The organism is Polynucleobacter necessarius, assembly GCF_900095175.1.
Taxonomy (GTDB): Bacteria; Pseudomonadota; Gammaproteobacteria; order Burkholderiales; family Burkholderiaceae; genus Polynucleobacter; species Polynucleobacter necessarius_I.
The window spans coordinates 1,595,408-1,620,969 of the sequence record NZ_LT606946.1 but is presented as its reverse complement, the minus strand read 5'-3'; the positions used below and the strand labels follow the sequence as shown (position 1 = coordinate 1,620,969).

At 47.0% G+C, this 25,562-nt stretch carries 23 protein-coding genes and 1 other RNA gene; 18 read left to right on the top strand and 6 right to left on the bottom strand.

Features of this window, described 5'->3' with window-relative positions; genetic code table 11:
- Positions 1-3: 3 nt before the first annotated feature.
- On the bottom strand, positions 4-1,524 hold the full coding sequence (ilvA, locus tag DXE44_RS08385; protein WP_114654032.1) for a threonine ammonia-lyase, biosynthetic: 1,521 nt from the start codon (positions 1,522-1,524) through the stop codon (positions 4-6).
- Between the two features lie 135 nt (positions 1,525-1,659).
- Between ilvA and DXE44_RS08380 the strand changes: the two genes are divergently transcribed.
- From DXE44_RS08380 to rnpB, 13 genes are all read left to right on the top strand, one after another.
- On the top strand, positions 1,660-5,499 hold the full coding sequence (locus tag DXE44_RS08380) for a DUF3683 domain-containing protein (RefSeq protein ID WP_114654408.1): 3,840 nt from the start codon (positions 1,660-1,662) through the stop codon (positions 5,497-5,499).
- Positions 5,499-5,888: a gamma-butyrobetaine hydroxylase family protein gene (locus DXE44_RS08375; protein ID WP_114654031.1), complete on the top strand. Its 390-nt coding sequence runs from the start codon at positions 5,499-5,501 to the stop codon at positions 5,886-5,888. The genes DXE44_RS08380 and DXE44_RS08375 overlap by 1 nt, the downstream gene beginning before the upstream one ends.
- A gap of 26 nt (positions 5,889-5,914) precedes the next feature.
- Entirely contained in the window at positions 5,915-6,658 is a 744-nt protein-coding gene (gene ubiE / locus DXE44_RS08370; protein WP_114654030.1) for a bifunctional demethylmenaquinone methyltransferase/2-methoxy-6-polyprenyl-1,4-benzoquinol methylase UbiE, read from the top strand.
- A 56-nt stretch (positions 6,659-6,714) separates the two neighbouring features.
- Positions 6,715-7,632: a Tim44 domain-containing protein gene (locus tag DXE44_RS08365; RefSeq protein ID WP_114654029.1), complete on the top strand. Its 918-nt coding sequence runs from the start codon at positions 6,715-6,717 to the stop codon at positions 7,630-7,632.
- A 52-nt stretch (positions 7,633-7,684) separates the two neighbouring features.
- A complete protein-coding gene (locus DXE44_RS08360; RefSeq protein WP_114654028.1) occupies positions 7,685-8,302 on the top strand; it encodes a ubiquinone biosynthesis accessory factor UbiJ in 618 nt (205 codons plus the stop codon).
- 6 nt (positions 8,303-8,308) lie between these two features.
- Positions 8,309-9,895 (top strand): ubiquinone biosynthesis regulatory protein kinase UbiB, encoded by a 1,587-nt coding sequence (gene ubiB, locus DXE44_RS08355; protein ID WP_114654027.1) that lies wholly within the window; start codon positions 8,309-8,311, stop codon positions 9,893-9,895.
- Between the two features lie 64 nt (positions 9,896-9,959).
- Positions 9,960-10,613 carry a DUF502 domain-containing protein gene (locus DXE44_RS08350; RefSeq protein WP_114654026.1) on the top strand — a complete coding sequence of 218 codons (654 nt, stop codon included), beginning with the start codon at positions 9,960-9,962 and terminating at the stop codon, positions 10,611-10,613.
- 16 nt (positions 10,614-10,629) lie between these two features.
- A complete protein-coding gene (gene aspS / locus DXE44_RS08345) occupies positions 10,630-12,429 on the top strand; it encodes an aspartate--tRNA ligase (RefSeq protein WP_114654025.1) in 1,800 nt (599 codons plus the stop codon).
- A gap of 22 nt (positions 12,430-12,451) precedes the next feature.
- Positions 12,452-12,895, top strand: a complete 444-nt coding sequence (gene nudB, locus DXE44_RS08340; protein WP_114654024.1) for a dihydroneopterin triphosphate diphosphatase — start codon at positions 12,452-12,454, stop codon at positions 12,893-12,895.
- 24 nt (positions 12,896-12,919) lie between these two features.
- A complete protein-coding gene (locus DXE44_RS08335; RefSeq protein WP_114654023.1) occupies positions 12,920-14,743 on the top strand; it encodes an ABCB family ABC transporter ATP-binding protein/permease in 1,824 nt (607 codons plus the stop codon).
- Positions 14,744-14,752: 9 nt separating this feature from the next.
- Positions 14,753-16,075, top strand: a complete 1,323-nt coding sequence (locus tag DXE44_RS08330) for a glycerate kinase type-2 family protein (protein WP_114654022.1) — start codon at positions 14,753-14,755, stop codon at positions 16,073-16,075.
- A 2-nt stretch (positions 16,076-16,077) separates the two neighbouring features.
- Positions 16,078-17,136, top strand: a complete 1,059-nt coding sequence (gene pyrC, locus DXE44_RS08325; protein ID WP_114654021.1) for a dihydroorotase — start codon at positions 16,078-16,080, stop codon at positions 17,134-17,136.
- Between the two features lie 66 nt (positions 17,137-17,202).
- Positions 17,203-17,509, top strand: an RNA gene (rnpB, locus tag DXE44_RS08320) — RNase P RNA component class A.
- 12 nt (positions 17,510-17,521) lie between these two features.
- On the opposite strand, the gene DXE44_RS08315 is transcribed toward rnpB, so the two are convergent.
- On the bottom strand, positions 17,522-17,947 hold the full coding sequence (locus tag DXE44_RS08315) for an OsmC family protein (protein WP_114654020.1): 426 nt from the start codon (positions 17,945-17,947) through the stop codon (positions 17,522-17,524).
- A gap of 418 nt (positions 17,948-18,365) precedes the next feature.
- Between DXE44_RS08315 and rplM the strand changes: the two genes are divergently transcribed.
- From rplM to erpA, 4 genes are all read left to right on the top strand, one after another.
- Positions 18,366-18,794, top strand: a complete 429-nt coding sequence (gene rplM / locus DXE44_RS08310; protein WP_114654019.1) for a 50S ribosomal protein L13 — start codon at positions 18,366-18,368, stop codon at positions 18,792-18,794.
- 9 nt (positions 18,795-18,803) lie between these two features.
- Complete coding sequence (gene rpsI, locus DXE44_RS08305; protein WP_076023685.1) at positions 18,804-19,205, top strand: 30S ribosomal protein S9; 402 nt, start codon at positions 18,804-18,806, stop codon at positions 19,203-19,205.
- A gap of 113 nt (positions 19,206-19,318) precedes the next feature.
- A complete protein-coding gene (gene argC / locus DXE44_RS08300; protein ID WP_114654407.1) occupies positions 19,319-20,377 on the top strand; it encodes an N-acetyl-gamma-glutamyl-phosphate reductase in 1,059 nt (352 codons plus the stop codon).
- Between the two features lie 83 nt (positions 20,378-20,460).
- The gene (gene erpA, locus DXE44_RS08295) at positions 20,461-20,838 is read left to right on the top strand and encodes an iron-sulfur cluster insertion protein ErpA (RefSeq protein WP_114654018.1); all 378 of its coding nucleotides are present in this window, start codon (positions 20,461-20,463) and stop codon (positions 20,836-20,838) included.
- A gap of 18 nt (positions 20,839-20,856) precedes the next feature.
- Here erpA and DXE44_RS08290 read toward each other — a convergent pair whose 3' ends face one another.
- Positions 20,857-21,987, bottom strand: a complete 1,131-nt coding sequence (locus tag DXE44_RS08290; RefSeq protein ID WP_114654017.1) for an anhydro-N-acetylmuramic acid kinase — start codon at positions 21,985-21,987, stop codon at positions 20,857-20,859.
- 101 nt (positions 21,988-22,088) lie between these two features.
- Between DXE44_RS08290 and tyrS the strand changes: the two genes are divergently transcribed.
- The gene (gene tyrS, locus DXE44_RS08285; RefSeq protein WP_114654016.1) at positions 22,089-23,321 is read left to right on the top strand and encodes a tyrosine--tRNA ligase; all 1,233 of its coding nucleotides are present in this window, start codon (positions 22,089-22,091) and stop codon (positions 23,319-23,321) included.
- Between the two features lie 3 nt (positions 23,322-23,324).
- Here tyrS and ruvB read toward each other — a convergent pair whose 3' ends face one another.
- The 3 genes from ruvB to ruvC are packed head-to-tail and all read right to left on the bottom strand — an operon-like array spanning position 23,325 to position 25,559.
- Positions 23,325-24,395, bottom strand: a complete 1,071-nt coding sequence (gene ruvB, locus DXE44_RS08280; RefSeq protein ID WP_114654015.1) for a Holliday junction branch migration DNA helicase RuvB — start codon at positions 24,393-24,395, stop codon at positions 23,325-23,327.
- A 31-nt stretch (positions 24,396-24,426) separates the two neighbouring features.
- A complete protein-coding gene (gene ruvA, locus DXE44_RS08275; RefSeq protein ID WP_114654014.1) occupies positions 24,427-25,011 on the bottom strand; it encodes a Holliday junction branch migration protein RuvA in 585 nt (194 codons plus the stop codon).
- Positions 25,012-25,037: 26 nt separating this feature from the next.
- Positions 25,038-25,559 (bottom strand): crossover junction endodeoxyribonuclease RuvC, encoded by a 522-nt coding sequence (gene ruvC, locus DXE44_RS08270; protein WP_114654013.1) that lies wholly within the window; start codon positions 25,557-25,559, stop codon positions 25,038-25,040.
- Positions 25,560-25,562 lie beyond the last annotated feature (3 nt).

The following is a 25,562-nucleotide window of genomic DNA, read 5'->3' as shown; positions in this document are numbered from 1 at the left end:
ATCTCATTTAAGGAACAGACGATAAGCAGGATTATCAGTTTCATTCCAGTGTGGGTAACCGAGTGAAGCCAAGAAATTTTGAAATTTCTTCTGCTCATTTTTGGGAACCTGAAGGCCAACCAAGATGCGACCATAGTCTGCACCGTGATTGCGGTAATGGAAAAGACTGATATTCCAATTGGGTGCCATGCTGGTCAGGAACTTCATCAAAGCACCTGGGCGCTCCGGAAATTCAAAGCGATAAAGTAATTCATCTTGAGCAAGAGTAGAGCGACCGCCCACCATATGACGCAGGTGAGATTTTGCTAACTCATCATGCGTCAAATCGATTGTTGCAAATTTTGCTTTGCGAAAATGCTTTGCAATAGTGGTGCTATCAGCGGCCTTTTGAGTGCCAATACCAACAAAAATATGCGCTTCGCTTTGGTCGGCAATGCGGTAGTTAAATTCAGTGACATTACGCTTGCCAAGCAACTCGCAGAAGCGCTTGAATGAGCCACGCTCTTCAGGAATGGTGACTGCAAAAACGGCTTCGCGGAATTCACCAACATCAGCGCGCTCGGCAACAAAGCGTAGGCGACTGAAATTCATATTCGCGCCACAAGCAATTGCTACCAATGTTTTCTTTTTCAGGCGATGCTTCTCGACATACTTCTTCATACCGGCAATGGCTAAAGCGCCAGCCGGCTCGAGAATGCTGCGGGTATCCGTGAAGACATCATTGATAGCGGCGCAGATTTCATCAGTATCAACAGTGATGATGTCATCAACTACGCGTTTGCAAATACGAAAAGTTTCTTTACCAACGAGTTTGACTGCAGTGCCATCGGAGAACAGGCCGACATCTTTCATCTCGATGCGCTTATTAGCTTCGAGTGATCTTCTCATTGCATCTGAATCAACTGACTGAACGCCGATTACCTTGGTCTTGGGGCTGACTGCTTTGACATATTCACCGATACCTGCAATGAGGCCACCACCACCGATAGCGACAAAAATGGCATCGATAGGCTCTTGGTGTTGCTGAAAAATTTCTTGGGCAATCGTTCCCTGTCCAGTAATGACATCGGGGTCATCAAAAGGGTGGACAAAGGTTAAGCCCCATTTTTTCTCCAACAATTCAGAGTATTGGAAAGCATCGCTATAGGACTCACCATGCAAGATCACTTCAACCCAAGACCCGCCGCGCGCCTTGACTGCGTCAATTTTGACGCTGGGGGTGGTGAGTGGCATCACGATGACCGCTTTGCACTTCATTTTGGCTGCCGCCAAGGCCACGCCTTGGGCATGATTGCCGGTTGAAGCTGCAATAACCCCCCGTTTTAGGGCTTCTGGGGGCAAATGGGCCATTTTGTTATAGGCGCCACGCAGTTTGAAGGAGAAAACCGGCTGGTTATCCTCTCTTTTGAGTAAAACTTGGTTACCTAAGCGCTTCGTGAGTTCGGGGGCTACTTGGAGCTCTGTTTCCCTGGCCACATCGTAGACTCGGGCCGATAAAATTTTCTTTAAATAGTTCGTTGCCATGCGATGAGCGTACCATGAATGGGCTCTAAGCCCTTAGATTTGCAAGGGTTTATCGCCTTAGGCCAACATCTTTCTTGGTTTCCTGCCAATATCAGGATCCCTCAATTAAAATGCATATTTATCAAATATGACGCTATGAACGCTCCATTAGCTTTGAACCAGTTGTTGGATGCTGAAGCGGGCTCACCCCGCCTCCGCGAAATCCCCTACAACTACACCTCTTTTCCCGATCGTGAAATCGTTATTCGCTTGTTGGGTGAGGAGTCATGGCGCGTTCTGAATGATTTGCGTGGGGTGCGCCGTACTGGCCGCTCGGCCCGCATGTTGTTCGAAGTTCTGGGTGATATCTGGGTTGTGCAACGCAATCCTTTCCTGCAAGATGACCTATTAGATAGCGCCAATCGTCGCAAATTGTTGATTGAAGCTCTTTGGCATCGTCTTGGCGAGGTGAAGAAAAGATCTAGCGGCGAATCTGCTGAGCAAGTGCAGGTTTTATTGAAAGCCGCACACCATGCGGTTGAAAGTTTTGAGCAGGGCTTTAAAGAGGTTGCGGAAATTCGTAAGCGTGCTCGTAAAGAGTTGGGCCGCATTACTGCCTCTGACAATATTTGCTTTGATGGTGTCTCACGTGCAGCGCATGTGACTGATGCAACAGACTGGCGTGTTGAGTTTCCACTGGTAGTGCTTAAGCCGGATTATGAATCTGAAATCCCTGGTTTGGTGAAAGCCTGTGTTGAGTTGGGCTTAACCATCATTCCTCGCGGAGGTGGCACGGGTTATACCGGTGGCGCTATTCCTCTCTACGCTATGTCGGCAGTGATTAACACTGAGAAGCTTGAGCAAATCGATGCTGTCAAGCTTAAACACTTACCGGGTGTAGAGCATGAAGTTTCTACGATCTTTACTGGTGCTGGCGTAGTAACCCGCAGAGTCTCAGACGCTGCAGAGCGCGCTGGGCTGGTGTTTGCGGTCGACCCAACTTCAGCGGATGCGAGTTGCATTGGTGGCAACATTGCCATGAACGCTGGGGGTAAGAAAGCAGTCTTGTGGGGTACTGCACTCGATAACTTAGCTAGCTGGCGCATGGTCGATCCAGAGGGTAATTGGCTTGATGTCGAACGTCTTGACCACAATCTGGGAAAAATTCACGTTGTAGATAAAGTGCGTTTTCAGCTGACTTGGTCTGATGGCTTGAGTGAGCCAGGCGAGCGCATTCTTAAAACAGAAATTTTAGAAGTAGAAGGCAAGCGCTTTCGTAAAGAAGGTTTAGGTAAGGATGTGACTGATAAGTTTTTATCAGGCTTACCTGGCGTTCAAAAAGAAGGTTGCGATGGCTTGATTACCAGCGCTACTTGGATTTTGCATCGCATGCCTAAATACATGCGTACTGTTTGCTTGGAGTTTTTTGGTCAAGCACAAGAGGCGATTCCGAGCATTGTAGAAATCAAAGCCTACCTCGATGGTTTGAGTAAAGATGGCGGGCCAATCCTTGCCGGCCTAGAACATTTGGATGATCGCTACTTAAGAGCAGTTGGATATTCCACGAAGTCCAAGCGCAATGCTTTGCCCAAGATGGTATTGATTGGTGACATTGCTGGCGATGATGAGGAAGCGGTGGCGGCGGCGACTAGTGAAGTTGTGCGCATGGCCAACAACCGAGTGGGCGAAGGCTTTGTGGCAGTTAGTGCCGAGGCACGTAAGAAGTTTTGGCTCGATCGTGCGCGTACTGCTGCGATTGCTCGTCATACTAACGCTTTTAAGATCAATGAAGACGTGGTGATCCCATTGCCGCGTATGGGTGAATACACCGAGGGTATCGAGCGCATCAATATTGAACTCTCGCTTAAAAATAAATTACAAGTTTTAGATGGTCTCGAAGCTTTCTTGAAAAAGAGCGCTTTACCACTTGGTAAGAATGATGAGGATTTTGAAATCCCCAGCGCTGAAATTTTGGGTGATCGCGTTCAGCAAGCTTTAGAACTTATTTCTAAAGTACGGGCGCGTTGGTCAGACTGGCTGACACAGATGGATACGTACTTCCCGGATCTGCAGAATTACAGTTTGCGTGCTTCATGGAAGACTGAGGTTCGTGCTGAACTGAGAATCATTTTTGGCGGCTTGGCGTTTGAGCCCATCCTCAATGAATTAGAGGCTATTCATAAAAATATTTTGCGCAAGCGCGTGTTCGTAGCGCTGCATATGCATGCTGGTGACGGTAATGTGCATACCAATATTCCAGTGAATTCGGATGACTATGAGATGTTGCAAGATGCACATCGCGCTGTCGATCGGATTATGAAATTAGCCCGCTCATTAGATGGTGTGATTTCTGGTGAGCATGGGATCGGCATTACGAAGCTCGAGTATTTGACTGAGGAAGAGCTCAAAGATTTCCGCGCTTATAAAAAACGTGTGGATCCTGAGGGGCGTTTCAACAAAGGCAAGTTAATGCCGCATGCGGATCTCCGCATTGCCTACACTCCGAGCTTTGGCTTGATGGGCCATGAGTCCATCATCATGCAGCAGAGCGATATTGGCGCGATCGCAGATAGCGTGAAAGATTGTTTACGTTGCGGTAAGTGCAAGCCGGTCTGTTCTACGCATGTGCCGCGCGCAAATTTACTTTACAGTCCACGCGACAAAATTTTGGCAACCTCGCTGTTAATCGAAGCCTTCTTGTATGAAGAGCAGACACGCCGTGGCGTGTCGATTCGTCATTGGGAAATGTTTGATGACGTTGCAGCGCATTGCACTGTATGTCATAAGTGCTTAACGCCATGCCCAGTCAAAATTGACTTCGGTGACGTCACCATGAATATGCGTAACTTGTTACGCAAGATGGGTCAACAACGTTTCAATCCTGGAACAGCGGCATCTATGCTCTTCTTGAATGCCACCGATCCAGACACAATCAAGTTGGCTCGTAAGACCATGATTGGCTGGGGTTATAAGCTTCAGCGTTTGGGTAACGATGTATTCCGTAAACTGGCACGTAAGCAAACTGCCCATCCACCTGCAACGGTTACCAAGCCCAATATAAAAGAGCAGGTCATTTTCTTTGTGAATAAGAAGATGCCTGGTAACTTGCCGAAGAAAACTGCGCGCGCACTTTTGGATATTGAGGATGCGAATTACGTGCCGATTATTCGTGATCCAAAAACGACTTCTGCGGATACGGAAGCGGTGTTTTATTTCCCTGGTTGTGGATCTGAGCGTTTGTTCTCGCAAGTGGGTTTGGCGACGCAAGCAATGTTGTGGAATGTGGGTGTACAAACGGTATTACCCCCAGGCTACCTCTGTTGCGGCTACCCTCAGCGTGGCAATGGCGACTTCGATAAAGCAGAAAAGATGATTACGGACAATCGCGTTCTCTTCCATCGCGTTGCTAATACCCTGAACTACTTAGATATCAAGACTGTCGTAGTTTCATGTGGTACTTGCTATGACCAGTTAGCAGGTTATCAGTTTGAGCAGATCTTCCCAGGTTGCCGCATCATTGATATTCATGAGTATTTACTTGAAAAGGGCGTCAAGCTCTCGAATGTAACTGGTGTGAAATATATGTATCACGATCCATGCCACTCACCGATGAAGTTGCAGGATCCACTTAAGACTGTAAATGAGTTGATTCAGCTTGAAGATGGCAAAGCCATTCAGAAGAATGATCGCTGCTGTGGTGAATCTGGAACTCTTGCTGTGACTCGCCCTGATATTTCAACTCAAGTGCGCTTCCGTAAGCAGATCGAGATGGAGAAGGCTGCCAATGAATTGCGTAAAGATGATTTCACTGGCGATGTCAAAGTGCTAACAAGCTGCCCATCTTGCCTACAAGGCCTTACTCGCTTTGATGCCGATAGTGATACGACTGCTGATTACATCGTAGTTGAAATGGCGCAAAAATTATTGGGCTCTGATTGGATGCAGGATTATGTTACTAAGGCAAATCAAGGCGGCATTGAAAGGGTATTGGTTTAATGATTCCAACGAATGTTGTGGTGCATCAGCAGTCAAAAGTTTTAGAGCTCTCTTATGAAAACGGCAACACTTATCGCCTTCCTTTTGAGTTCTTAAGAGTGGTTTCTCCTTCTGCCGAGGTTCAGGGTCATGGTCCTGGACAGGAGACTTTGCAAACCGGTAAACGTGAAGTCCTCATTGCCAATATTGAGCCTGTAGGCCACTACGCCTTGAAGCCTTCCTTTTCAGATGGTCATGATTCTGGCTTGTATTCTTGGGACTACCTGCAATTTTTGTGCGAGAACCAGGAAGAGCTTTGGAAAGAGCATTTAGATAAATTAGCTGCTGCTGGATTAGACCGAGATGCTCCAATGGGTGTTGCTGGTGGCAAGTCTTGTGGTAGTCATTGAGTATTTCATTGGATAGAGCAAAGAATATGAGTAAGACTCACTTTGGATACCAAAGCGTCGATGAGACTGAAAAAGCAGGTAAGGTCGCAGAGGTATTTCATTCTGTAGCTAGCAAATACGATGTGATGAATGACTTAATGTCATTCGGCCTTCATCGCCTGTGGAAGAAAGTCACCATTGCTCGTGCACAAGTTCGTCCCGGGCAAAAAGTTTTAGATATCGCTGGTGGTACAGGTGACTTGGCTGCGGCATTTGCACGCGCAGCTGGCTGGGGTCATACCCCGGAAGCGCAAGTGTGGTTAAGCGACATTAATGCTTCCATGCTCGGAGTTGGTCGTGATCGTCTTCTAGATCAAGGCTTGGCTTTGCCCTGCGTTCAGTTTGATGCTGAGAAAATTCCTTTTCCCAATAATCATTTTGATGTAGTGACGGTAGCCTTTGGTTTGCGCAATATGACGCACAAAGATGTTGCCTTAGCAGAGATGCTGCGGGTCATTAAGCCAGGAGGTCGAGTTCTGGTGCTGGAGCTTTCTAAGCCAGATGCCTTTTTACAGCCAGTCTATGACGCATACTCATTTAAGGTTTTACCTTGGTTGGGTGAAAAAATCGCCCAAGATTCTGAGAGCTATCGTTATTTAGCTGAATCCATTCGGATGCACCCAGATGCTCAAACCCTGAAGGAAATGATGCTAACGGCCGGTTTTGATGAAGTTGATGCTCATAGAATGACTGGGGGTATCGTCGCGCTTCATGTTGGTATTAAATACTAGTGAATTTGTAGTTTTTAGCGGTCCAGAATTAAAGTAGTTCCATAGGAGATAAAAAGATGAATAAGCATTTTTTCAAGGCAACGCTATTAAGTGTCAGCTTAATTTTTGCCACGGTTGGTCATGCTGATGCCGCTCGTTTAGGTGGCGGCAGAAGTTTTGGTAAGGCACCAAGTGCGCCTATGCAAAAACAAGCTGCTCCTGTACAAAAACCAGCTCAACAAGCTCAGCCAGCTACGCCGGCTACAGCGCCTAAAGCACCAGCACCAGCATCTAGTCGCTTAGGCGGAATGGGTGGAATCCTCGGCGGGTTTGCTGCGGGACTTGGTATTGGCTACCTCTTATCTCATTTTGGTTTGGGTGAGGGTGCCGCTTCATTAATCACTGGATTATTGATTGCTGCTTTAGCAGGTTTTGCAATCATGTTCGTAATGAGAAGAATGATGCCTGCTTTATCTGGTGCCAACAAAAGCCCTCAAGTGGCTTTCCAAGGAATGCAGCGTGCCAATATGGACCAGGCCCCTAGGCAGGAGCCAGCATTTACACCAGCTGCAAATGCATTTGGTGGTATTTCTAGTGAACCAGCGCCACTCCAATCAACCTTGCCGCCAGGTTTTGATGAATATGCATTTCTGGATAATGCAAAACAGTATTTCTCAACTCTGCAAAAAGCATGGGATCGGGGCGATCTAGATGCTTTGCGCGAGTACACCACACCTGAAATGTTCGCAACGATTGAGCAAGACCTATCAGGTCGCGCCGACAGCGCTAACCAAACTGATGTGGTTACTCTCAATGCACAGTTATTGGGAATTGAAACAACTGACAATACTTATTACTGTAGCGTTCAGTTCACGGGCATGATTCGTGAGCAAGCAGGCGCACAAGCAAATAATTTTTCTGAAATTTGGAACTTAAGTAAGCCTGTAAGTGGTCCTGGGGGCTGGGTACTAGCGGGTATTTCTCAGTTAGTTTAAGCTTGAGGTACTTTCCTTTGAAAGCCCGCACTTGTGCGGGTTTTTTACACTTATGACCACGACTTCATCTGCCACCCATCACATTGCTGCTTCTGCCGCCTCTCAAGGAATTAATCACGTACTCAAAGCTGAGCCATGGGCTATGGCAGAGTTGGCTCGACATGCTGGCAAAGTGATTTTGCTGGGTTTGTCAATCGGCAATTTGGGTTTTGAGATAGCACCCGAGGGTTCTTTAGTTGCTGTAAGCAATATTGATGCTCCATCTCTTGAGCTGGAAGTCTCTTCTGAGGTGCTTAGCGCATTAGCTGGCGGTTCAGGTAATTTGCGGGAACAGGCCATGAAGTCCGTCAAGATCACTGGCGATGCTGACCTAGCGCAATTATTAGGTCGCTTGGCAGGGCAGATTCGGTGGGAGTATGAAGAGGATCTGGCGCGTTTCATTGGAGATGCACCTGCTAATTTTGCTGTACGCCAAGGTAAAAAATTCGTTTCTGCCGGGAAATCTGCGGCGACTGACTTGTTGGAAAATGTCATTGAGTATGTCAGCGAAGAAAGAAAAGTACTTTTGAATAAACGAGATTTTATGATTCGTAAAAATGAATTAAACGCTTTGCGTGATGCAGTTGATCGCATAGAAAAGCGCATCCAACTTATAGAGCGAAAAGGTTAATTCATTGTGCGTCGTCTAGCCCACCTTTCCTTTATTTTCTTTACTGCATGGCGCTATGGCATGTTGCCATTACTGCGCGATATTCTAAAATCTGGCCTTCGCCGTGGTGTGTTGACTGTCATTTGTTGGACCTCTCCAGGTCAATCTTTACCCAGAGGTGAGCGGATTCGTTTGACCCTAGAGGCGCTGGGTCCAATCTTCGTGAAATTTGGGCAAGCGCTTTCTACGCGTCGTGATTTATTGCCTGAAGATATTGCTAACGAGTTGGCGAAACTGCAAGATCAAGTCCCGCCATTTTCGAATGAAGAATCTTGTCGCCTCATTGAGCAAGCACTTGGGCAGTCCATCGAAGAAGTATTTATTAGTTTTGATGCAACTCCCGCGGCTAGCGCCTCTGTGGCCCAAGTGCACTTTGGCTTATTACGTGGAACGGAGAAACATCCAGAGTGGGAGGGCCGCGCTGTTGCGATTAAAGTTCTGCGTCCTGGCATCCTGCCAATCATTGATGGCGATCTTGCTTTGCTCTATGACTTAGCAAAAATTATTGAGAGACTTTCCGAGGATGGGCGTCGCTTAAAGCCTCGTGAAAACGTTGCTGAGTTTGATACTCATTTGCATGATGAATTAGATCTGATGCGCGAGGCAGCAAATGCAAGTCAGTTGCGTCGCTATTTTGTTGATTCTAAAAAGTTAATGATTCCAGAGATGTATTGGGATTTGTGTCATACGAATGTCATCGTGATGGAAAAGATGGATGGCATCTCGATTGGAAAAACAGCCGAGTTGCGCGCCGCAGGTGTTGACTTTAAAAAACTTGCAGCCGATGGCGTAGAAATATTTTTCACGCAAGTCTTCGAGCATGGTTTCTTTCATGCAGACATGCACCCTGGCAACATCATGATCAGTCTTGAGCCAGAAACATTCGGCCGATTTATTTCTTTGGATTTCGGTATTGTTGGCGCGCTGAGTCAGTCTGATAAAAGTTATTTGGCATTAAATTTTCTCGCCTTCTTTAATCGCGATTACCGTCGTGTTGCTGAATTGCATATCGAGTCTGGTTGGGTTCCGGCAAACACGCGCGTCGAAGAGCTTGAGGGAGCAGTACGTTCCGTTTGTGAACCTTACTTTGATCGACCACTGAAAGAAATTTCCTTGGGGATCGTGCTGATGCGTTTATTCCAGACTTCCCGACGGTTTAAGGTAGAAATTCAACCCCAACTCACTTTGCTTCAGAAGACCTTATTGAACGTTGAAGGTCTTGCACGTCAGCTTGACCCAGACTTAGACCTCTGGAAGACTGCAAAGCCAATTTTGGAAAAATGGGTCAGTCAGCAGCTTGGTTGGCGGGCTTTGGTTGATGGCATTAAGGCTGAGGCGCCAAGTTGGGCGCAAATCTTGCCCACCCTGCCGCGTTTGATTGCGGAGGGTTTGGCGCAGGCACGTATCCCTCGTACAGAGTCAAATCCTGAATTGGAGGTCTTAAAAGGCCTTTTATTGCAGGAAAGACGTACCCATCGCCTCTTGGCAGGGGCTTTGCTATTTGTCGGCGGTTTTTTGGCTGGGATTCTGATAATCGGCCTTGGTCTTTACTAGTCTGTCGCCTGCCGGCGCTTAAACCGCTAAAATGCCAGGTTAGGCAAAGTTCAAGCATAGGCAAATGAAAAAATACTTCATCGCAGGCATTCTGGTGTGGGCACCAATGTCAGTCACCATTTGGGTGATTGCATGGGGCTTGGGCCTGCTCGACGGTGTTTTTGGCTCTGTTATGCAAGCCCTTATCACCATTTTCCCCAATCAGTTTGCTGGAGATTTACGGCATTTCCGTGAGTTGCCAGGTGTCGGCATTCTGATCGTTGTTGCGGTCATCATGCTTACTGGATTACTTGCAATTAGTTTTGCAGGGCAATGGTGGCTAAAGATATGGCACCAGTTCATGAATCGCATTCCTATTGTGCGATCAATTTATTCCAGCGTTCAGCAGGTCTCCTCCACACTATTTTCTGGTAGTGGCCAAGCTTTTAGCAAAGCATTATTAATTCGTTATCCCCATGCAGATTCTTGGGCGATTGCATTTCAGACTGGTATGCCAGCTAAAGAAGTGGCTGCGAAGTTGGGTGAGGACTATGTCAACGTATTCCTACCAACCACACCAAATCCGACTTCTGGATTTTTTATGATTGTCCCCCGTGCGAACACCATTGAATTAGAGATGAGTGTCGAAGCGGCGCTCAAGCATATTATTTCAATGGGATCTGTTCCTCCCACTAGTTTAACTGGTTTGCCCACGATTGGGCCAAACCATCATCTTTGATTTATAGGAAATTGTTATGTCGATGCGAAGCCATACCTGCGGTCAGGTAACTGAATCACTCATTGGTCAGGAAATTACCCTCTCTGGTTGGGTAAATCGACGCCGTGACCACGGTGGCGTAATCTTTATTGACTTACGAGATCACCAGGGTTTTGTGCAGGTTGTATGTGATCCAGATCGTCCGGAGATGTTTGCTTTAGCTGAGCAGGTGCGTAATGAGTTTTGTATTCAGATTAAAGGCTTGGTTCGTGCGCGTCCAGCTGGTACTGAGAATAATGATTTAGTGAGCGGCAAGATTGAAGTGCTTTGCCATAGCTTGGTGATTTTGAATGCATCTATTACCCCTCCATTCCAATTAGAGGATGAGAATTTATCTGAGACCACTCGCTTAACTCACCGTGTTCTGGATTTGCGTCGCCCACAAATGCAAAAGAATTTGCGTTTACGTTATAACGTCGCCATGGAATGCCGTCGCTACTTAGATGCTGCTGGTTTCATTGATATTGAAACGCCGATGTTGACCAAGAGCACTCCTGAGGGTGCGCGTGACTATTTAGTCCCTTCTCGTGTTCATGATGGTCAGTTCTTTGCATTGCCACAATCGCCTCAATTGTTTAAACAATTGTTGATGGTGGCTGGTTTTGATCGCTACTACCAAATTACGAAGTGTTTCCGTGACGAAGATTTACGTGCTGATCGCCAACCTGAATTTACTCAGATCGACTGTGAAACTGCTTTCTTAGATGAATTAGAAATTCGTGACTTATTTGAAAACATGATTCGTCATATTTTTAAAACCACCATGAATGTGGAGTTGCCAAATCCATTCCCAACAATGCCATATTCAGAAGGTATGGCACGCTTTGGTTCAGACAAGCCTGATTTGCGTGTGAATTTTGAATTCACTGAATTGACTGACTTAATGAAAGATGTCGATTTCAAAGTGTTCTCTGGTGCAGCAAACCAAGAAGGTGGACGCGTAGTTGGTTTGTGCGTACCTGGTGGTGCTGAAATTAGCCATAGTGAAATTGATGACTACACTCAATTTGTAGCAATCTATGGTGCTAAAGGTTTGGCATGGATTAAGGTGAACTCCGTTGCAGAAGGCCGCAATGGCTTGCAATCACCCATCGTGAAGAACTTGCATGATGCTGCCATTGAAGGCATCTTAAAGCGCACTAGCGCTAAAGATGGCGATATTATTTTCTTCGGTGCTGATAAAGAAAAGGTAGTGAATGACGCTATCGGTGGATTGCGCTTGAAGATTGGTCATTCTGCTTGGGGTAAAGAGCATGGTCTCTCTACCGAGGGTTGGAAGCCATTGTGGGTAGTGGACTTCCCAATGTTTGAATACGATGAAGACAACGCCCGTTGGGTTGCATGTCACCATCCATTCACTAGCCCTAAAGATGAGCATATGCAGTATCTCGAATCCAACCCAGGCAAGTGCTTAGCTAAAGCCTATGACATGGTTCTCAATGGTAGCGAGATTGGTGGTGGATCAGTTCGTATTCACCAGGAGGCGGTTCAGAGCCAGGTATTCCGTGCGCTGAAGATCGGCGCTGAAGAAGCGCAGGCTAAATTTGGATTCTTATTGGATGCCTTGCAATATGGCGCACCTCCGCATGGCGGTATCGCGTTTGGTTTGGATCGCATTGTCACCATGATGACTGGTGCAGAATCCATTCGTGATGTGATTGCCTTCCCTAAAACGCAGCGTGCACAGTGTTTATTGACTCAAGCTCCTAGCCCAGTAGATGAGCGTCAGTTGAAAGAGTTGCACATTCGTTTGCGCCAAGCTACCCCAGCTGCTTAAGTAAAAGAGTATTTAAAGCATCTTGAAAATCCCCATTTCGGTTTTAGTTGTCATCTATAAATCGAATGGGGAGGTCTTGCTGATAGAGCGGGCCGATAAATCGGGCTTCTGGCAATCTGTTACCGGAAGCGTTGATTTCGCTGATGAGGACCTTCGTGTCGCTGCAGCGCGTGAAGTCCTTGAAGAAACTGGTATTGATGTTCAATCTCTCCCAGCAAGCTCTTTACGAAATATGCATTATCAGATCGAGTACGAGATTTATCCGCAATGGCGTCTTCGTTATGCTCCTGGCGTCACTAGAAATACTGAGCATTGGTTTTCACTACTAGTACCGAGTGATACCCAAGTCCAATTAGCCCCCCGGGAGCATGTCGCCTATCAGTGGCTTCCATTTACTGAGGCTGCTAAAAAGTGTTTTTCTCCTAGCAATGGTGCAGCCATTCTGCAATTGTTCTCTGCGCCTTAGTGTAGAAGTGACTAAGATAGAGCGATGAGACATTCATCGGGGCATCACCATTCAGCAGCAGCTTCTAAACCTTCACAAGGGAGTGACTGGAAAGTCATTCGAGATTTACTTCCCTATTTGTTGGAGTACAAATTTAGGGTTGCTATTGCTCTGACCTGTTTGGTGGCTGCCAAGGTTACCAATCTCGGTATTCCGATTTTGATGAAGCAATTGATTGATGCTCTCAATATCAAGGCAGATTCTCCGCAAGCATTGTTGGTAGTCCCAGCCGGATTGATACTAGCCTATGGCCTTTTAAGAATCTCGGCCTCTTTGTTTACTGAGTTGCGTGAGTCTCTTTTTGCGCGGGTCACCCAAAATGCGGTGCGTAAAGTGGCGCTACAAGTTTTTGAGCATTTGCATTCTTTGGCCCTGAGCTTTCATTTGGCTCGTCAGACCGGTGGGGTGAGTCGGGATATTGAGCGTGGTACTCGTGGCATCCAGTCTCTGATCTCCTATTCGCTTTACAGCATCCTGCCAACTTTAATTGAGTTTTGTTTAGTACTCGGCTACTTTGCTTATGCCTACGATATTTGGTTTGCCGCCATTACGCTGGTAGCTTTGCTGCTTTATATCGGATTTACGGTTGTCGTGACTGAATGGCGAACCCATTTCCGTCGCACCATGAATGATATGGATTCCAAAGTTAATCAAAAAGCAATTGATTCACTATTGAATTTTGAGACAGTCAAGTATTTTGGTAATGAGGCATTTGAAGCGAGTCGCTACGATCAGAATTTAATGCGCTATCAGGCCGCTGCCGTTAAGTCTCAGAAATCCTTAGCAGTTCTGAATTTTGGGCAGCAAACTATTATTGCGGTTGGTTTGGTTCTCATGCTTTGGCGTGCGACCTTAGGTGTGATTGATGGATCCATGACCTTGGGTGATTTGGTCTTGGTTAATACCCTGATGATTCAGTTATATATCCCATTGAATTTCTTGGGGGTGATCTATCGAGAGATCAAGCAGGCGCTCACAGATATGGATCGCATGTTCTCACTCCTCAATACTGAGAAAGAGATTGCTGATGCGCCCAATGCAAAATCTTTACTAATTAGGAATCAAAGCCGTGGACCTGATATTCGCTTTGAGAATGTTTCGTTTCATTACGATGCTAAACGTGAAATTCTGAAAGATGTGAGTTTTAATATCCCTGCGGGAATAATTGCTGCTGTCGTGGGACAGAGTGGTGCAGGTAAAAGCACCTTGGCGCGGCTGCTATTCCGTTTTTATGATGTTCAATCTGGCAAGATCCTGATCGATGATCAAAATATTGTCGATGTCACTCAATTGAGTTTGCGAAAAGCGATTGGTATCGTTCCACAAGATGCAGTACTTTTTAACGATACGATTGGCTACAACATCGCCTATGGCAATCCCAATGCCTCGATTGAAGAGGTGCACGAGGCCGCAAGGGCTGCACAGATAGATCGCTTTATCCAACATCTCCCAGATGGCTATGACACCCAAGTAGGTGAGCGTGGCTTAAAGCTGTCAGGTGGCGAGAAGCAGCGTGTTGCGATTGCACGAACCCTCCTCAAAAAACCAGCGATGCTCATTTTTGATGAGGCAACATCAGCGCTGGATTCCAAAACGGAACGAGCCTTTCAGGAAGAATTGCTTAGCCTAGCCAAAAACCGTACAACTTTGATCGTTGCACACAGGCTCTCGACCATTGTTCATGCCGATCAAATTTTGGCCATGGATCATGGCCAAATTGTGGAGCGCGGAACCCATATTGAACTCTTGGCTGCTAATGGCCGATATGCTGAGATGTGGCAAATGCAAGAGCGAAGTACTCTTGATTAGAATATCCGTATGAGCCAGCAAGAAACTATTCTCAAAAATGCTTTTGCGGTAGCTTTAGCGGTTGCCGACCCCAAGAAAATTGTCCCAGAGCATCTCAGCAAGATCTTTCCCCCAGGTTCAGAGCCTAAAGGAAGATGTTTGGTGGTGGGGGCCGGTAAGGCGAGTGCATCTATGGCAACAGCCCTAGAGTCTCATGCGCAGAGTTGTTGGCCTGATGTAATTCTTGAGGGCGTAGTGTTAACTCGATATGGACACAACTCTCCAACCAGTCACATTCAAATTATTGAGGCAGGTCACCCCGTACCCGATCAGGCTGGTATGGATGGTGCTAAAGAAATCTATCGCTTGGTTGCTGAGCTACAGGCTGGCGATATTCTGATTGCTTTGATTTCTGGTGGTGGCTCAAGCTTACTCACTTTGCCTCAGGCTGGGATCAGCATTGACGATATGCGCAAATCAACTGAGGCGCTCTTGCGTTCTGGTGCACCGATCGAAGAGATGAATATTGTTCGCAAGCACTTGTCAGCGATTCAGGGCGGCAATTTGGCAAGACTAGCAATTGCACGTGGCGCCCGAGTTGAGACTTTGCTGATCTCTGATGTCACGGGAGATGCACCTGCGGATATTGCCAGTGGCCCATGTGCTCCAGATTACTCGACCTATCAAGATGCCCTAGATATCCTAGGGAAACATCGCCTTAGCGCTGACGTTATTCCGACATCTGTTTTATCCCACTTAAAGCGTGGTCTTGCTGGTGAAGTTCCTGAGACTTTAAAAGAAGCTGATCTAAAGGATGCCCAAGTAAACAATCATGTGATTGCTACTGCGCATAAGAGTCTTGAGGCTGCAGCAGATTACGTCCGTACACAAGGCTACGAGCCGGTGATCTTGGGCGACACTGTTACAGGCGAAGCTAGGGATGTCGGTATTGAGCAAGCAGCTTTGGTGCGTGAGCATTTGTTGGTTAAGACTGGCAAGTCCATTGCCCTTATTTCAGGTGGTGAGTGCACCGTCACAATTCCTAATGGAATAAAAGGTCGTGGTGGTCGCTGCAGCGAATACTTACTCTCACTGTTTGCCGCTTCTCAGGAAATTCCTCAATTGGCGGCATTGGCTGCCGATACTGATGGGATTGATGGGAGTGAGAAGAATGCCGGTGCGTGGTTTACTCCCGAGACTCGCTTAGCTGCAAGCAAGGAAGGCCTCATTCCTGCGCAGTATTTAACTCAGCACAATTGCTACGATTTTTTTGCACAATTAGATGCATTGGTGGAAACTGGCCCTACACTGACGAATGTGAATGATTTCCGCATCATCTTGCTTGATAAATAATTATGACCATTAGCCCAATACAAATTGAACTGATTCAGCCGGACGACTGGCATTTACATATTCGTGATGGTGAAGTCATGAAAGATGTATTGGCAGACACTGCGCGCCAATTTGCCCGTGCCATCATCATGCCGAACCTGAAGCCACCTGTGACGACAGTGGATTTGGCAAATGCCTATCGCGCTCGGATTGAAGCGAGTCTTCAATCATTGGGTGTTGCTAGCTTTACTCCATTGATGACTTTATATCTCACTGATAACACATCAGCTGATGAGGTGCGCAAGGCAAAAGAGGCTGGTATTGCTGGTTTAAAGCTTTACCCAGCTGGCGCAACAACCAATAGTGATGCAGGGGTCAGTGATATCAAGCGTTGTTATGCTGCGCTTGAGGCAATGCAGTCTGTCGGTATGCCCTTGTTAGTGCATGGTGAAGTCACTAGTGCGCATATTGACATCTTTGATCGTGAGGCAGTATTTATTGATCAAGTGCTCGAGTCTTTGCGTAAAGATTTTCCTGAGCTGAAGATTGTGTTTGAACACATCACTACTAAGCAAGCTGCACACTATGTGCGTGATGCACAAACTGCTGGAAAAAATACATTAGCTGCCACTATCACCCCACAACATTTACTCATGAATCGTAATGCGATTTTTTCTGGGGGCATTCGCCCACACAATTATTGCTTGCCAGTACTGAAGCGTGAAGAGCATCGAGTTGCTTTACTAGAAGCGGCAACGAGTGGCAGCCCCAGATTTTTCTTGGGCACCGATAGTGCGCCACACGCCAAGGACGCTAAAGAGGCTGCTTGTGGTTGTGCTGGTTGTTACAGTGCTTTCAATGCTTTAGGCTTATATGCTGAGGCATTTGAGAGTGTTGACAAGTTGGATAAGCTTGAAGGTTTCGCTAGTTTTAATGGCCCTGACTTTTATTCATTGCCCCGCAATACTAAGAAAATTACTTTGGTGAAGCAGGCACAAAGCATTCCAGTAGAACTTCCTTTGGGTGATGCCACGATTGTGCCGCTACGTGCTGGTGAGACCATCGCTTGGACTTTGTCTTAAGTCGTTCAATACTTTCCTAATTCATTTTTAGACTAAATTTCTGCGACTGCGTTAGACTGCAGGCGCAGAGTCAATTGGGCAATCGCCGCCTCTTTATTGAGGGGGAGGAAAGTCCGGACTCCATAGGGAAGGGTGATGGCTAACGGCCATCCACGGTGACGTGAGGAATAGGGCCACAGAGACGAGCGTATTTAGTTACGGTGAAACGCGGTAACCTCCACCTGGAGCAATCCCAAGTAAGCAGGCGATGAGGCGTCCCGCTGAGTCTGCGGGTAGGGAGCTTGAGCCGTCAGGTAACTGCCGGCCTAGAGGAATGATTGCCCCTAGATGCAAATCTAGGCGACAGAATCCGGCTTATCGATTGACTCTGCACTTTTCTCAATACTTATTCGTCGTTTAGAACGTCAATGGAATAGGTGATCTCAGCTGTTTTGGCGAGCATCGTTGTGGCTGAGCAGTACTTTTCGTGGGATGGCTTCACTGTGCGCTCAACCTTGCTCAAATCGAGATTTTTGCCTTTAATCGTGAAATGCAGGTTAATTTTGGTAAATACCTTAGGTTCAGTCTCGGCTCTCTCGGCTGTTAGCTTGACATCACAGGCACTGATCTCCTGGCGTGCCTTTTGTAGGATTAAAACTACATCAAAGGCTGAGCAGCCGCCAGTTCCCGCCAAAAGTAGTTCCATGGGCCTTGGAGCACTATTTTTACCGCCAGCTTCAGGTGGCCCATCCATGGTGACCTGATGGCCGCTTCCAGTTTCTGCTGAAAAGGCCATTCCACCAATACCCAACCAAGATACTCGACATTCCATGTTAGTGGCCCCTAAATTAGTAAATTAATCAATATTATCAATAGTTTACCAATAAAGGTGGAGCTTTGTTTTGGCGTTGATATTGCTAAAAAGCATCAAAAAATTGATTTTGGTCAATATTCTTGCGTTGCACCATATTTCTTGTGTAGAATAACCATATTGGCTGTCAGTCTTATATAAGAGATCGATGTGCCTCCCAGTGTCTCCTCCACTTAAACATAGGTGGATTCCAACCCAGGACTCGTTCCTGGGTTTTTTTGGGTTACAATTCAAGACTTTACTGGATTACCGAGCCGGTCAGCGGTAATTTGTTGTACCAGTTAAATTGCAGAATCTGCGAGCTTGCAAACATAAGCAGGGCCAAGGTGGGCGTAATTTGGTTGGGGTAATTTTTTTGACCATAACAATTTGAGAACTCATGAAAACTTTTTCTGCAAAATCCCATGAGGTAGTGCATGAATGGTTCGTGATTGACGCTACGGACAAAGTCCTCGGTCGTGTCGCCAGTGAAGTGGCATTCCGTCTACGCGGCAAGCACAAGCCTGAATACACCCCACACGTTGATACTGGCGACTTCATTGTTGTCATCAACTCTTCTAAGCTGCGTGTTACAGGCACAAAAGGCTTGAACAAAATTTATTACCGTCACAGCGGATACCCAGGTGGTATTAGTTCGACTAACTTCGACAAGATGCAAGATCGTTTCCCAGGTCGCGCTTTGGAGAAGGCTGTGAAGGGTATGTTGCCAAAAGGCCCACTGGGCTATGCCATGATCAAGAAATTGAAAGTCTATGGCGACGCCAGTCATCCGCATGCGGCTCAACAGCCAAAAGCGTTAGAGATTTAAGGAACCCAAATGGCTATTAATTACGGAAATTGGAATTACGGTACAGGTCGTCGCAAGAGCTCTGTAGCACGTGTATTCATTAAATCTGGCAAAGGTGAGATTACTGTTAACGGTAAACCTATCGATGCTTACTTTGCTCGCGAAACATCACGCATGATCGCTCGTCAGCCTTTGGCTCTCACAGCCCACCTAACTACCTTTGACATCAAAGTAAACGTTAGCGGTGGTGGTGAAACTGGACAAGCTGGTGCAGTTCGTCACGGTGTTACTCGTGCATTGATCGACTACGACAACGCCTTGAAGCCAGCCCTGTCTAAAGCAGGCTTGGTAACTCGCGATGCTCGTGAAGTTGAGCGTAAAAAAGTTGGTCTGCATGGCGCGCGTCGTCGTAAGCAGTTCAGCAAGCGCTAATTTCTTTCAGTCGCTTCAGTTTTATCGAAAGGGTCGCGCAAGCGGCCCTTTTTGTTTCTACAATCGAGGTATTCAAGGAATAAAATTCATCAGTTGGTATTTTGGAGAATGGCATGATTAAAGTTGGCATCGTAGGTGGCACTGGATATGCCGGAGTGGAGTTGCTGCGTTTGCTTGCGCAACACCCCGAAGTAAAGATCCAAGCAATTACTTCTCGCACAGAAGCTGGCATGCCAGTAGCTGAGATGTTTCCATCTTTACGTGGCCGCATTGATCTGAAATTCACGACGCCGGATGAGGCCAAGTTAAATGAATGCGATGTAGTGTTCTTTGCAACACCTCATGGTGTAGCAATGGCACAAGCAAAAGAATTACTTGCGAACAATGTGAAGATTTTGGATCTCGCTGCTGACTTCCGTTTGAAGGACGTGAAAGAATTTGCCAAGTGGTATGGCATGGAACACGGTTGCCCAGAAATTTTGGCTGAGGCAGTTTACGGTTTGGCAGAAATCAATCGTGAAGAAATTAAAAAAGCACGCGTAGTGGGTTTAGCGGGCTGTTACCCAACCTCTGTGCAGCTTGGGCTTGCTCCATTGCTTTCACCAAAGTCTACTGGTGGCAAACAGCTGATTGATGGCACACATATTATTTCTGACTCTAAGTCAGGCACATCTGGTGCTGGACGTAAGGCGGAAATCGGCACCTTACTATCAGAATCCAGTGATAACTTTAAGGCTTACGGCGTTAAAGGCCATCGCCATCTTCCAGAAATCATCCAGGGATTGAAGGCCATCGCTGGTCGCGATCAGATTGGTCTGACATTTGTGCCGCACTTAACGCCAATGATTAGGGGCATTCATTCAACCTTGTATGTTCGCTTGACTGAGGCTGGCATGAAGGTGGATTTCCAGAGGCTGTATGAGGATTTCTACAAAGGCGAGCCTTTTGTAGATGTGATGCCTGCCGGTAGTCATCCAGAGACACGGTCTGTGCGGGGTAGCAATGGCTTGCGGATCGCCATTCACCGTCCTGGCGATGGGGATACTTTAGTCATTTTGGTGGTTGAAGATAACTTGGTGAAGGGTGCCTCAGGCCAGGGTGTTCAGTGTATGAACCTGATGTTTGGCTTGCCGGAGACCGCTGGATTAACGCAGATTGCTGTTTCCCCGTAATGGAGGGTGTTGGAAAGACCCTTCAGCACACTTGGAATTAAAAGCCTAAAATGAACCATTGCCTTTTGAATTAGGAGTAAATCATGACCCAATTAGCTACGCAAGACACTGCACAAGATTTAGCCGAGCCACCAGTTCCATTGGTGTTTACGGATAGCGCTGCTGCAAAAGTGGCCGACTTGATTGCTGAAGAAGGCAATCCTGAATTAAAACTACGCGTGTTTGTTCAAGGCGGTGGTTGCTCAGGATTTCAGTATGGTTTCACATTTGATGATGCTGTAAATGAAGATGACACACTCTTTGAAAAGAACGGCGTCACTTTATTGGTCGATTCAATGAGCTTCCAATATTTAGTTGGTGCTGAGATTGATTACAAAGAAGACATCAATGGATCACAGTTCGTAATCAAAAATCCAAATGCCCAAACTACTTGTGGTTGCGGATCTTCTTTCTCTGCTTAAAGAGAGAAAGCAATTTAATTACGCAGGATAGCAAGCGCCTAGAATTCTAGGTCCCTTCGCTCCCGTAACAGCTGGCAAATTTGCTGGCCGTTTTTCTTTGTGGGCCCAAGCAAGCCATGCGAACGCGAGTCCTTCTACGAGTTGTGGATCAATCCCAAATGCATCACTGGTAACAATCCCCAGTGAGTTTTTAAATAAGTCTTCAGCTCTGGCTTTAAATAATTCCAATAAGGCAATATTGCGCGCACCGCCACCACAGACAATCAGTGTTTGGGTTTGCGGGGCATGACCCTCTAAAGCTTGCAAGGCTGAGTCCACGGTTAATTGCAATAGGGTGGCTTGTACATCTTCGGCGTTGATGTTGTCTGAGCCAACTTGCTTTTGCAACCACTCTAGATGAAAGTCATCACGCCCCGTACTTTTGGGCGGAGCTTTTGCGAAAAATGCATCAGCCATCATTCTTGATAACAGTGCTTGATTGACTTTGCCTTGCGATGCCCAAGTACCGTTCTCATCAAAGGTATGACCTTGCTGATCTGCAATCCAGGCATCCATCAACATGTTGGCTGGACCGCAATCAAATCCAGTCACACCTCCAACTTTGGGCAGCAGCGTCAGATTGGCAATGCCACCAAGATTGAGAATGGCTACATTTTCATTAGAGGAAAACTGCTGTGCATGAAAGGCTGGCACTAGAGGTGCACCATGACCACCTGCTGCTAAATCACGACTTCTAAAGTCCGCAATGACATCAATTCCAGTGAGTTCCGCTAATAGGGCTGGATTGAGAGTTTGATGGGTATAGGCAAGGTGATGAGCCAGATCAGCTTGATGACGAATAGTCTGACCATGGGCGCCAATGGCGCTGATATCTGCAGGAGATAGCTTGGCCTGAGTAAGCAATTGTTTGACCGCATCCGCATAGGCTACAGCTAAGGAATTAGCCGCCTGATTTTCCCGGTGAATCTCGTTTGGCCCGGGGGTCTGGAGAGCCAATAGGGCTTTACGTAATTCAGGGCTAAAGGCAATACTTACGGAGTCCAGAAGGGATGCCTCTCCGGAGACTTCAATCTTTGCCAGCACGGCATCTATCCCATCTAGGCTAGTGCCAGACATCAGGCCAATATAGAGAGATTGAGGCTTATTCATGCAGTATCAGGGCTTTATTCTCAGGAATGCGACAATTATGCTTTAGCAATCTAAATACTAATTTAACCGACTAAGTAAGTCACTAAGCTAACCCAATCAGTATGACGGCTAAACCAGAACAAAAATACCCTCTGACCCCTGAAGTTTTTGCAGCCCTTGAAGTAACCAAAAGGGGTTGTGATGAGTTATTGGTCGAGGCGGATTGGATTCAGAAGCTAGCCAAGAGCCAGGCTACAGGTACGCCTTTGCGTATTAAATTGGGTTTAGATCCAACGGCGCCTGATATTCATTTGGGCCATACGGTTGTTTTGAATAAATTGCGTCAGCTGCAAGATTTGGGTCACACCGTGATTTTCTTGATTGGTGATTTCACCAGCATGATTGGTGATCCTTCGGGGCGTAATGCCACCCGTCCACCACTGACTGCTGAAGAAATCGCTGTCAATGCGCAGACCTACTATCGTCAGGCTAGCATGGTACTTGATCCTGCTAAAACTGAAGTGCGCTACAACAGCGAGTGGTGCGATCCTCTATGTGCACGCGGCATGATTCAGTTGGCGGCACGGTATACCGTTGCGCAAATGTTAGAGCGTGATGACTTTACAAAGCGCTACCGTAGTGGTGTGCCGATCTCTGTGCATGAGTTCTTATACCCATTGATGCAGGGCTATGACTCTGTTGCCTTGAAGAGTGACTTAGAGCTCGGTGGTACGGATCAGAAATTTAATCTCTTAGTTGGGCGCGAGCTACAACGTGAGTATGGCCAAGAGCCACAATGTATTTTGACTATGCCTCTCCTCGTTGGTTTAGATGGTGTTGACAAGATGAGTAAGTCCAAAGGTAATTACATTGGCATCAGCGAGCCTGCTGGCGAGATGTTTGGCAAGCTCTTGAGCATCTCCGATGAATTAATGTGGGATTACTTCACCTTGCTCTCATTCCGCCCGATGGCTGAAATTGATTTAATGAAGCAAGAAGTTGCTGCCGGCAGAAATCCTAAAGATTGCAAAGTGCTACTCGCACAAGAAATCGTTGCGCGCTTCCATTCGCAAGCTGCTGCAGAAAAAGCGTTAGAAGACTTTAACCATCGCGCAAAAGGCGGAATCCCGGACGACATCCCAGAAGTAGCCTTATCTGGAGCGCCAATGCAAATCGCTAATCTTCTGAAGGCTGCCGGATTGGCACCATCAACATCAGAAGCCAATCGCAACATTGAACAAAACGGTGTGAAGATTGATGGCGTAACCATTACTGATAAACAGTTAAAAGTTGATGCGGGTACTTATGTTGTTCAGGTTGGCAAGCGTAAGTTTGCCAAGGTTGCACTGAGCTAAATCTTAAATATCGAGGCTAGCAGAGCCGCTTGGTGGGGTGAGGCCAAAGTGCTCATAAGCCTGACGCGTTGCCACTCTTCCTCTAGAGGTTCTTTGTAAGTAGCCTTGTTGAATCAAGTAAGGCTCTAAGACATCCTCAATGGTGTCACGCTCTTCGCCAATCGCTGCAGCCAAGTTATCAATACCTACAGGGCCACCATCAAACTTATGCAAGATGGCTTCTAGTAATTTGCGGTCCATCACATCAAAACCACTTGGATCGACATCGAGCATCTTCAATGCTGCATCGGCCATATCTTTGGTAATCGTGCCAGTGCCTTTGATTTCAGCATAGTCACGTACGCGACGTAATAGGCGATTGGCGATACGTGGAGTGCCTCTAGCGCGCTTCGCAATCTCAATTGATCCCTCTGGGTCAATATCGGCCTTGAGTAGGCTGGCAGAGCGCGTAATGATTTTGGTGAGCTCTTCAGTGGTGTAGAACTCGAGTCTTGCCACGATGCCAAAGCGGTCGCGCAGGGGGTTGGTGAGCATGCCAGCGCGAGTCGTTGCGCCAATTAAGGTAAATGGTTTGAGATCAATCTTGACGCTACGTGCTGCAGGCCCTTCACCAATCATGATGTCTAGGCTGTAGTCCTCTAGTGCTGGATACAGAATCTCTTCAACTACTGGAGAGAGGCGATGAATCTCATCAATAAAGAGCACATCGTTTGCTTCTAAATTGGTTAGTAAAGCGGCAAGATCACCAGGCCTATCCAGAACAGGGCCGCTAGTTTGGCGCAAGTTCACACCAAGCTCTCTGGCAATGATGTGGGCCAGGGTAGTTTTACCAAGTCCTGGAGGACCAAATAAGAGAACGTGATCTAGAGCTTCTTGACGAGCTCGAGTAGCAGTAATAAAGATTTCTAATTGGGCTCGAGCCTTAGTTTGGCCAACATACTCATCAAGCTGTTTTGGGCGCAAAGCTCTTTCGAAGACGACTTCCGAGTTTCCGGCTGCACCGCTAACGATGCGGTCATTACCCTCCGGTAAATCTTCAGGAATTGAGCTAAGGTCTTCTGTGTGGATTGCCATACTGCAAGTGTAGTGGTGTTTGAGTGCTTAGTTATGAAGACTTCGAGAGGTATTTCAAGCCCATACGAATACCATCAGATACGGAGGTGTCAGGGGGTATTTGTTTGAGGGCAAGATGTGCTTCTTTTTCTGAATAACCCAGTGCCAAGAGGGCTTGCAATACTTCGCTGCTTGCTTCAATCGCTTGGGGTTTGCCACCTACAATTCCTATATCTGGAGCTAACTTGCCTTTGAGCTCAAGGCAAAGGCGTTCAGCAGTCTTCTTGCCAATGCCAGGGACTTGAGTCAGGCGTCCTGCTTCTTGCATGGCAATGGCTTGAGCCAATTCATTGACGCTCATACCAGAAAGTACGGCAAGGGCGGTACGTGAGCCGACACCGCTAATCTTGACCAGTTGTTTAAAAGCTTCGCGCTCTGTTTCTGTAGCAAAGCCAAAGAGTTGCTGTGCATCTTCCCGCACTTGAAAGTGGGTGAGAAGCGTAATTTTTTGATTGGTCTCTGGCAGTTGATACAAGGTGCTCATTGGCACATCGATCTCATAGCCAACGCCTTGGCAATCGACCAAGAGGCGAGGAGGGTGAACTGAAACGAGAACGCCTTGTATGCGACCAATCATGTAAAGATCTTAACCTGTTTGTATTGTTATTTCTTGCTAGTCTTTTTGGGTGCAAGAGCGGTAGTAATTGCTTTCGGAATCTGGGCATGATGCGCAGCGCAAATCGCCACTCCCAAAGCATCGGCCGCATCTGTTCCAGGGGCACGGCTGAGACGCAGTAAGCGCTTCACCATTTCTTGAACTTGAGGCTTAGTCGCTCTACCGGTTCCCACGATGGACTGCTTCACCCTCAGTGCGCTGAACTCTGCAACAGGGAGTTTGTCGGATACGAGGGCTGCAATCACTGCACCTCGAGCCTGCCCTAGCATCAGGGTAGAACGAGGATTGACGTTCAGGAATACTTCTTCGATAGCAGCTTGCTCCGGGCGGTAGGTCTCTAGAACCTCTTTAATGCCTGAGTACAAGATTCCCAATCTCACGGGAAGACCTTGGTCTGGATCACCACTTTCAATCGTCCCAGAGGCTACGTAGCTCAGCTTTTGGCCATCAACATCAATGACACCAAAACCCGTTGTTCGTAGACCCGGGTCGATTCCTATCCAGCGCATGGG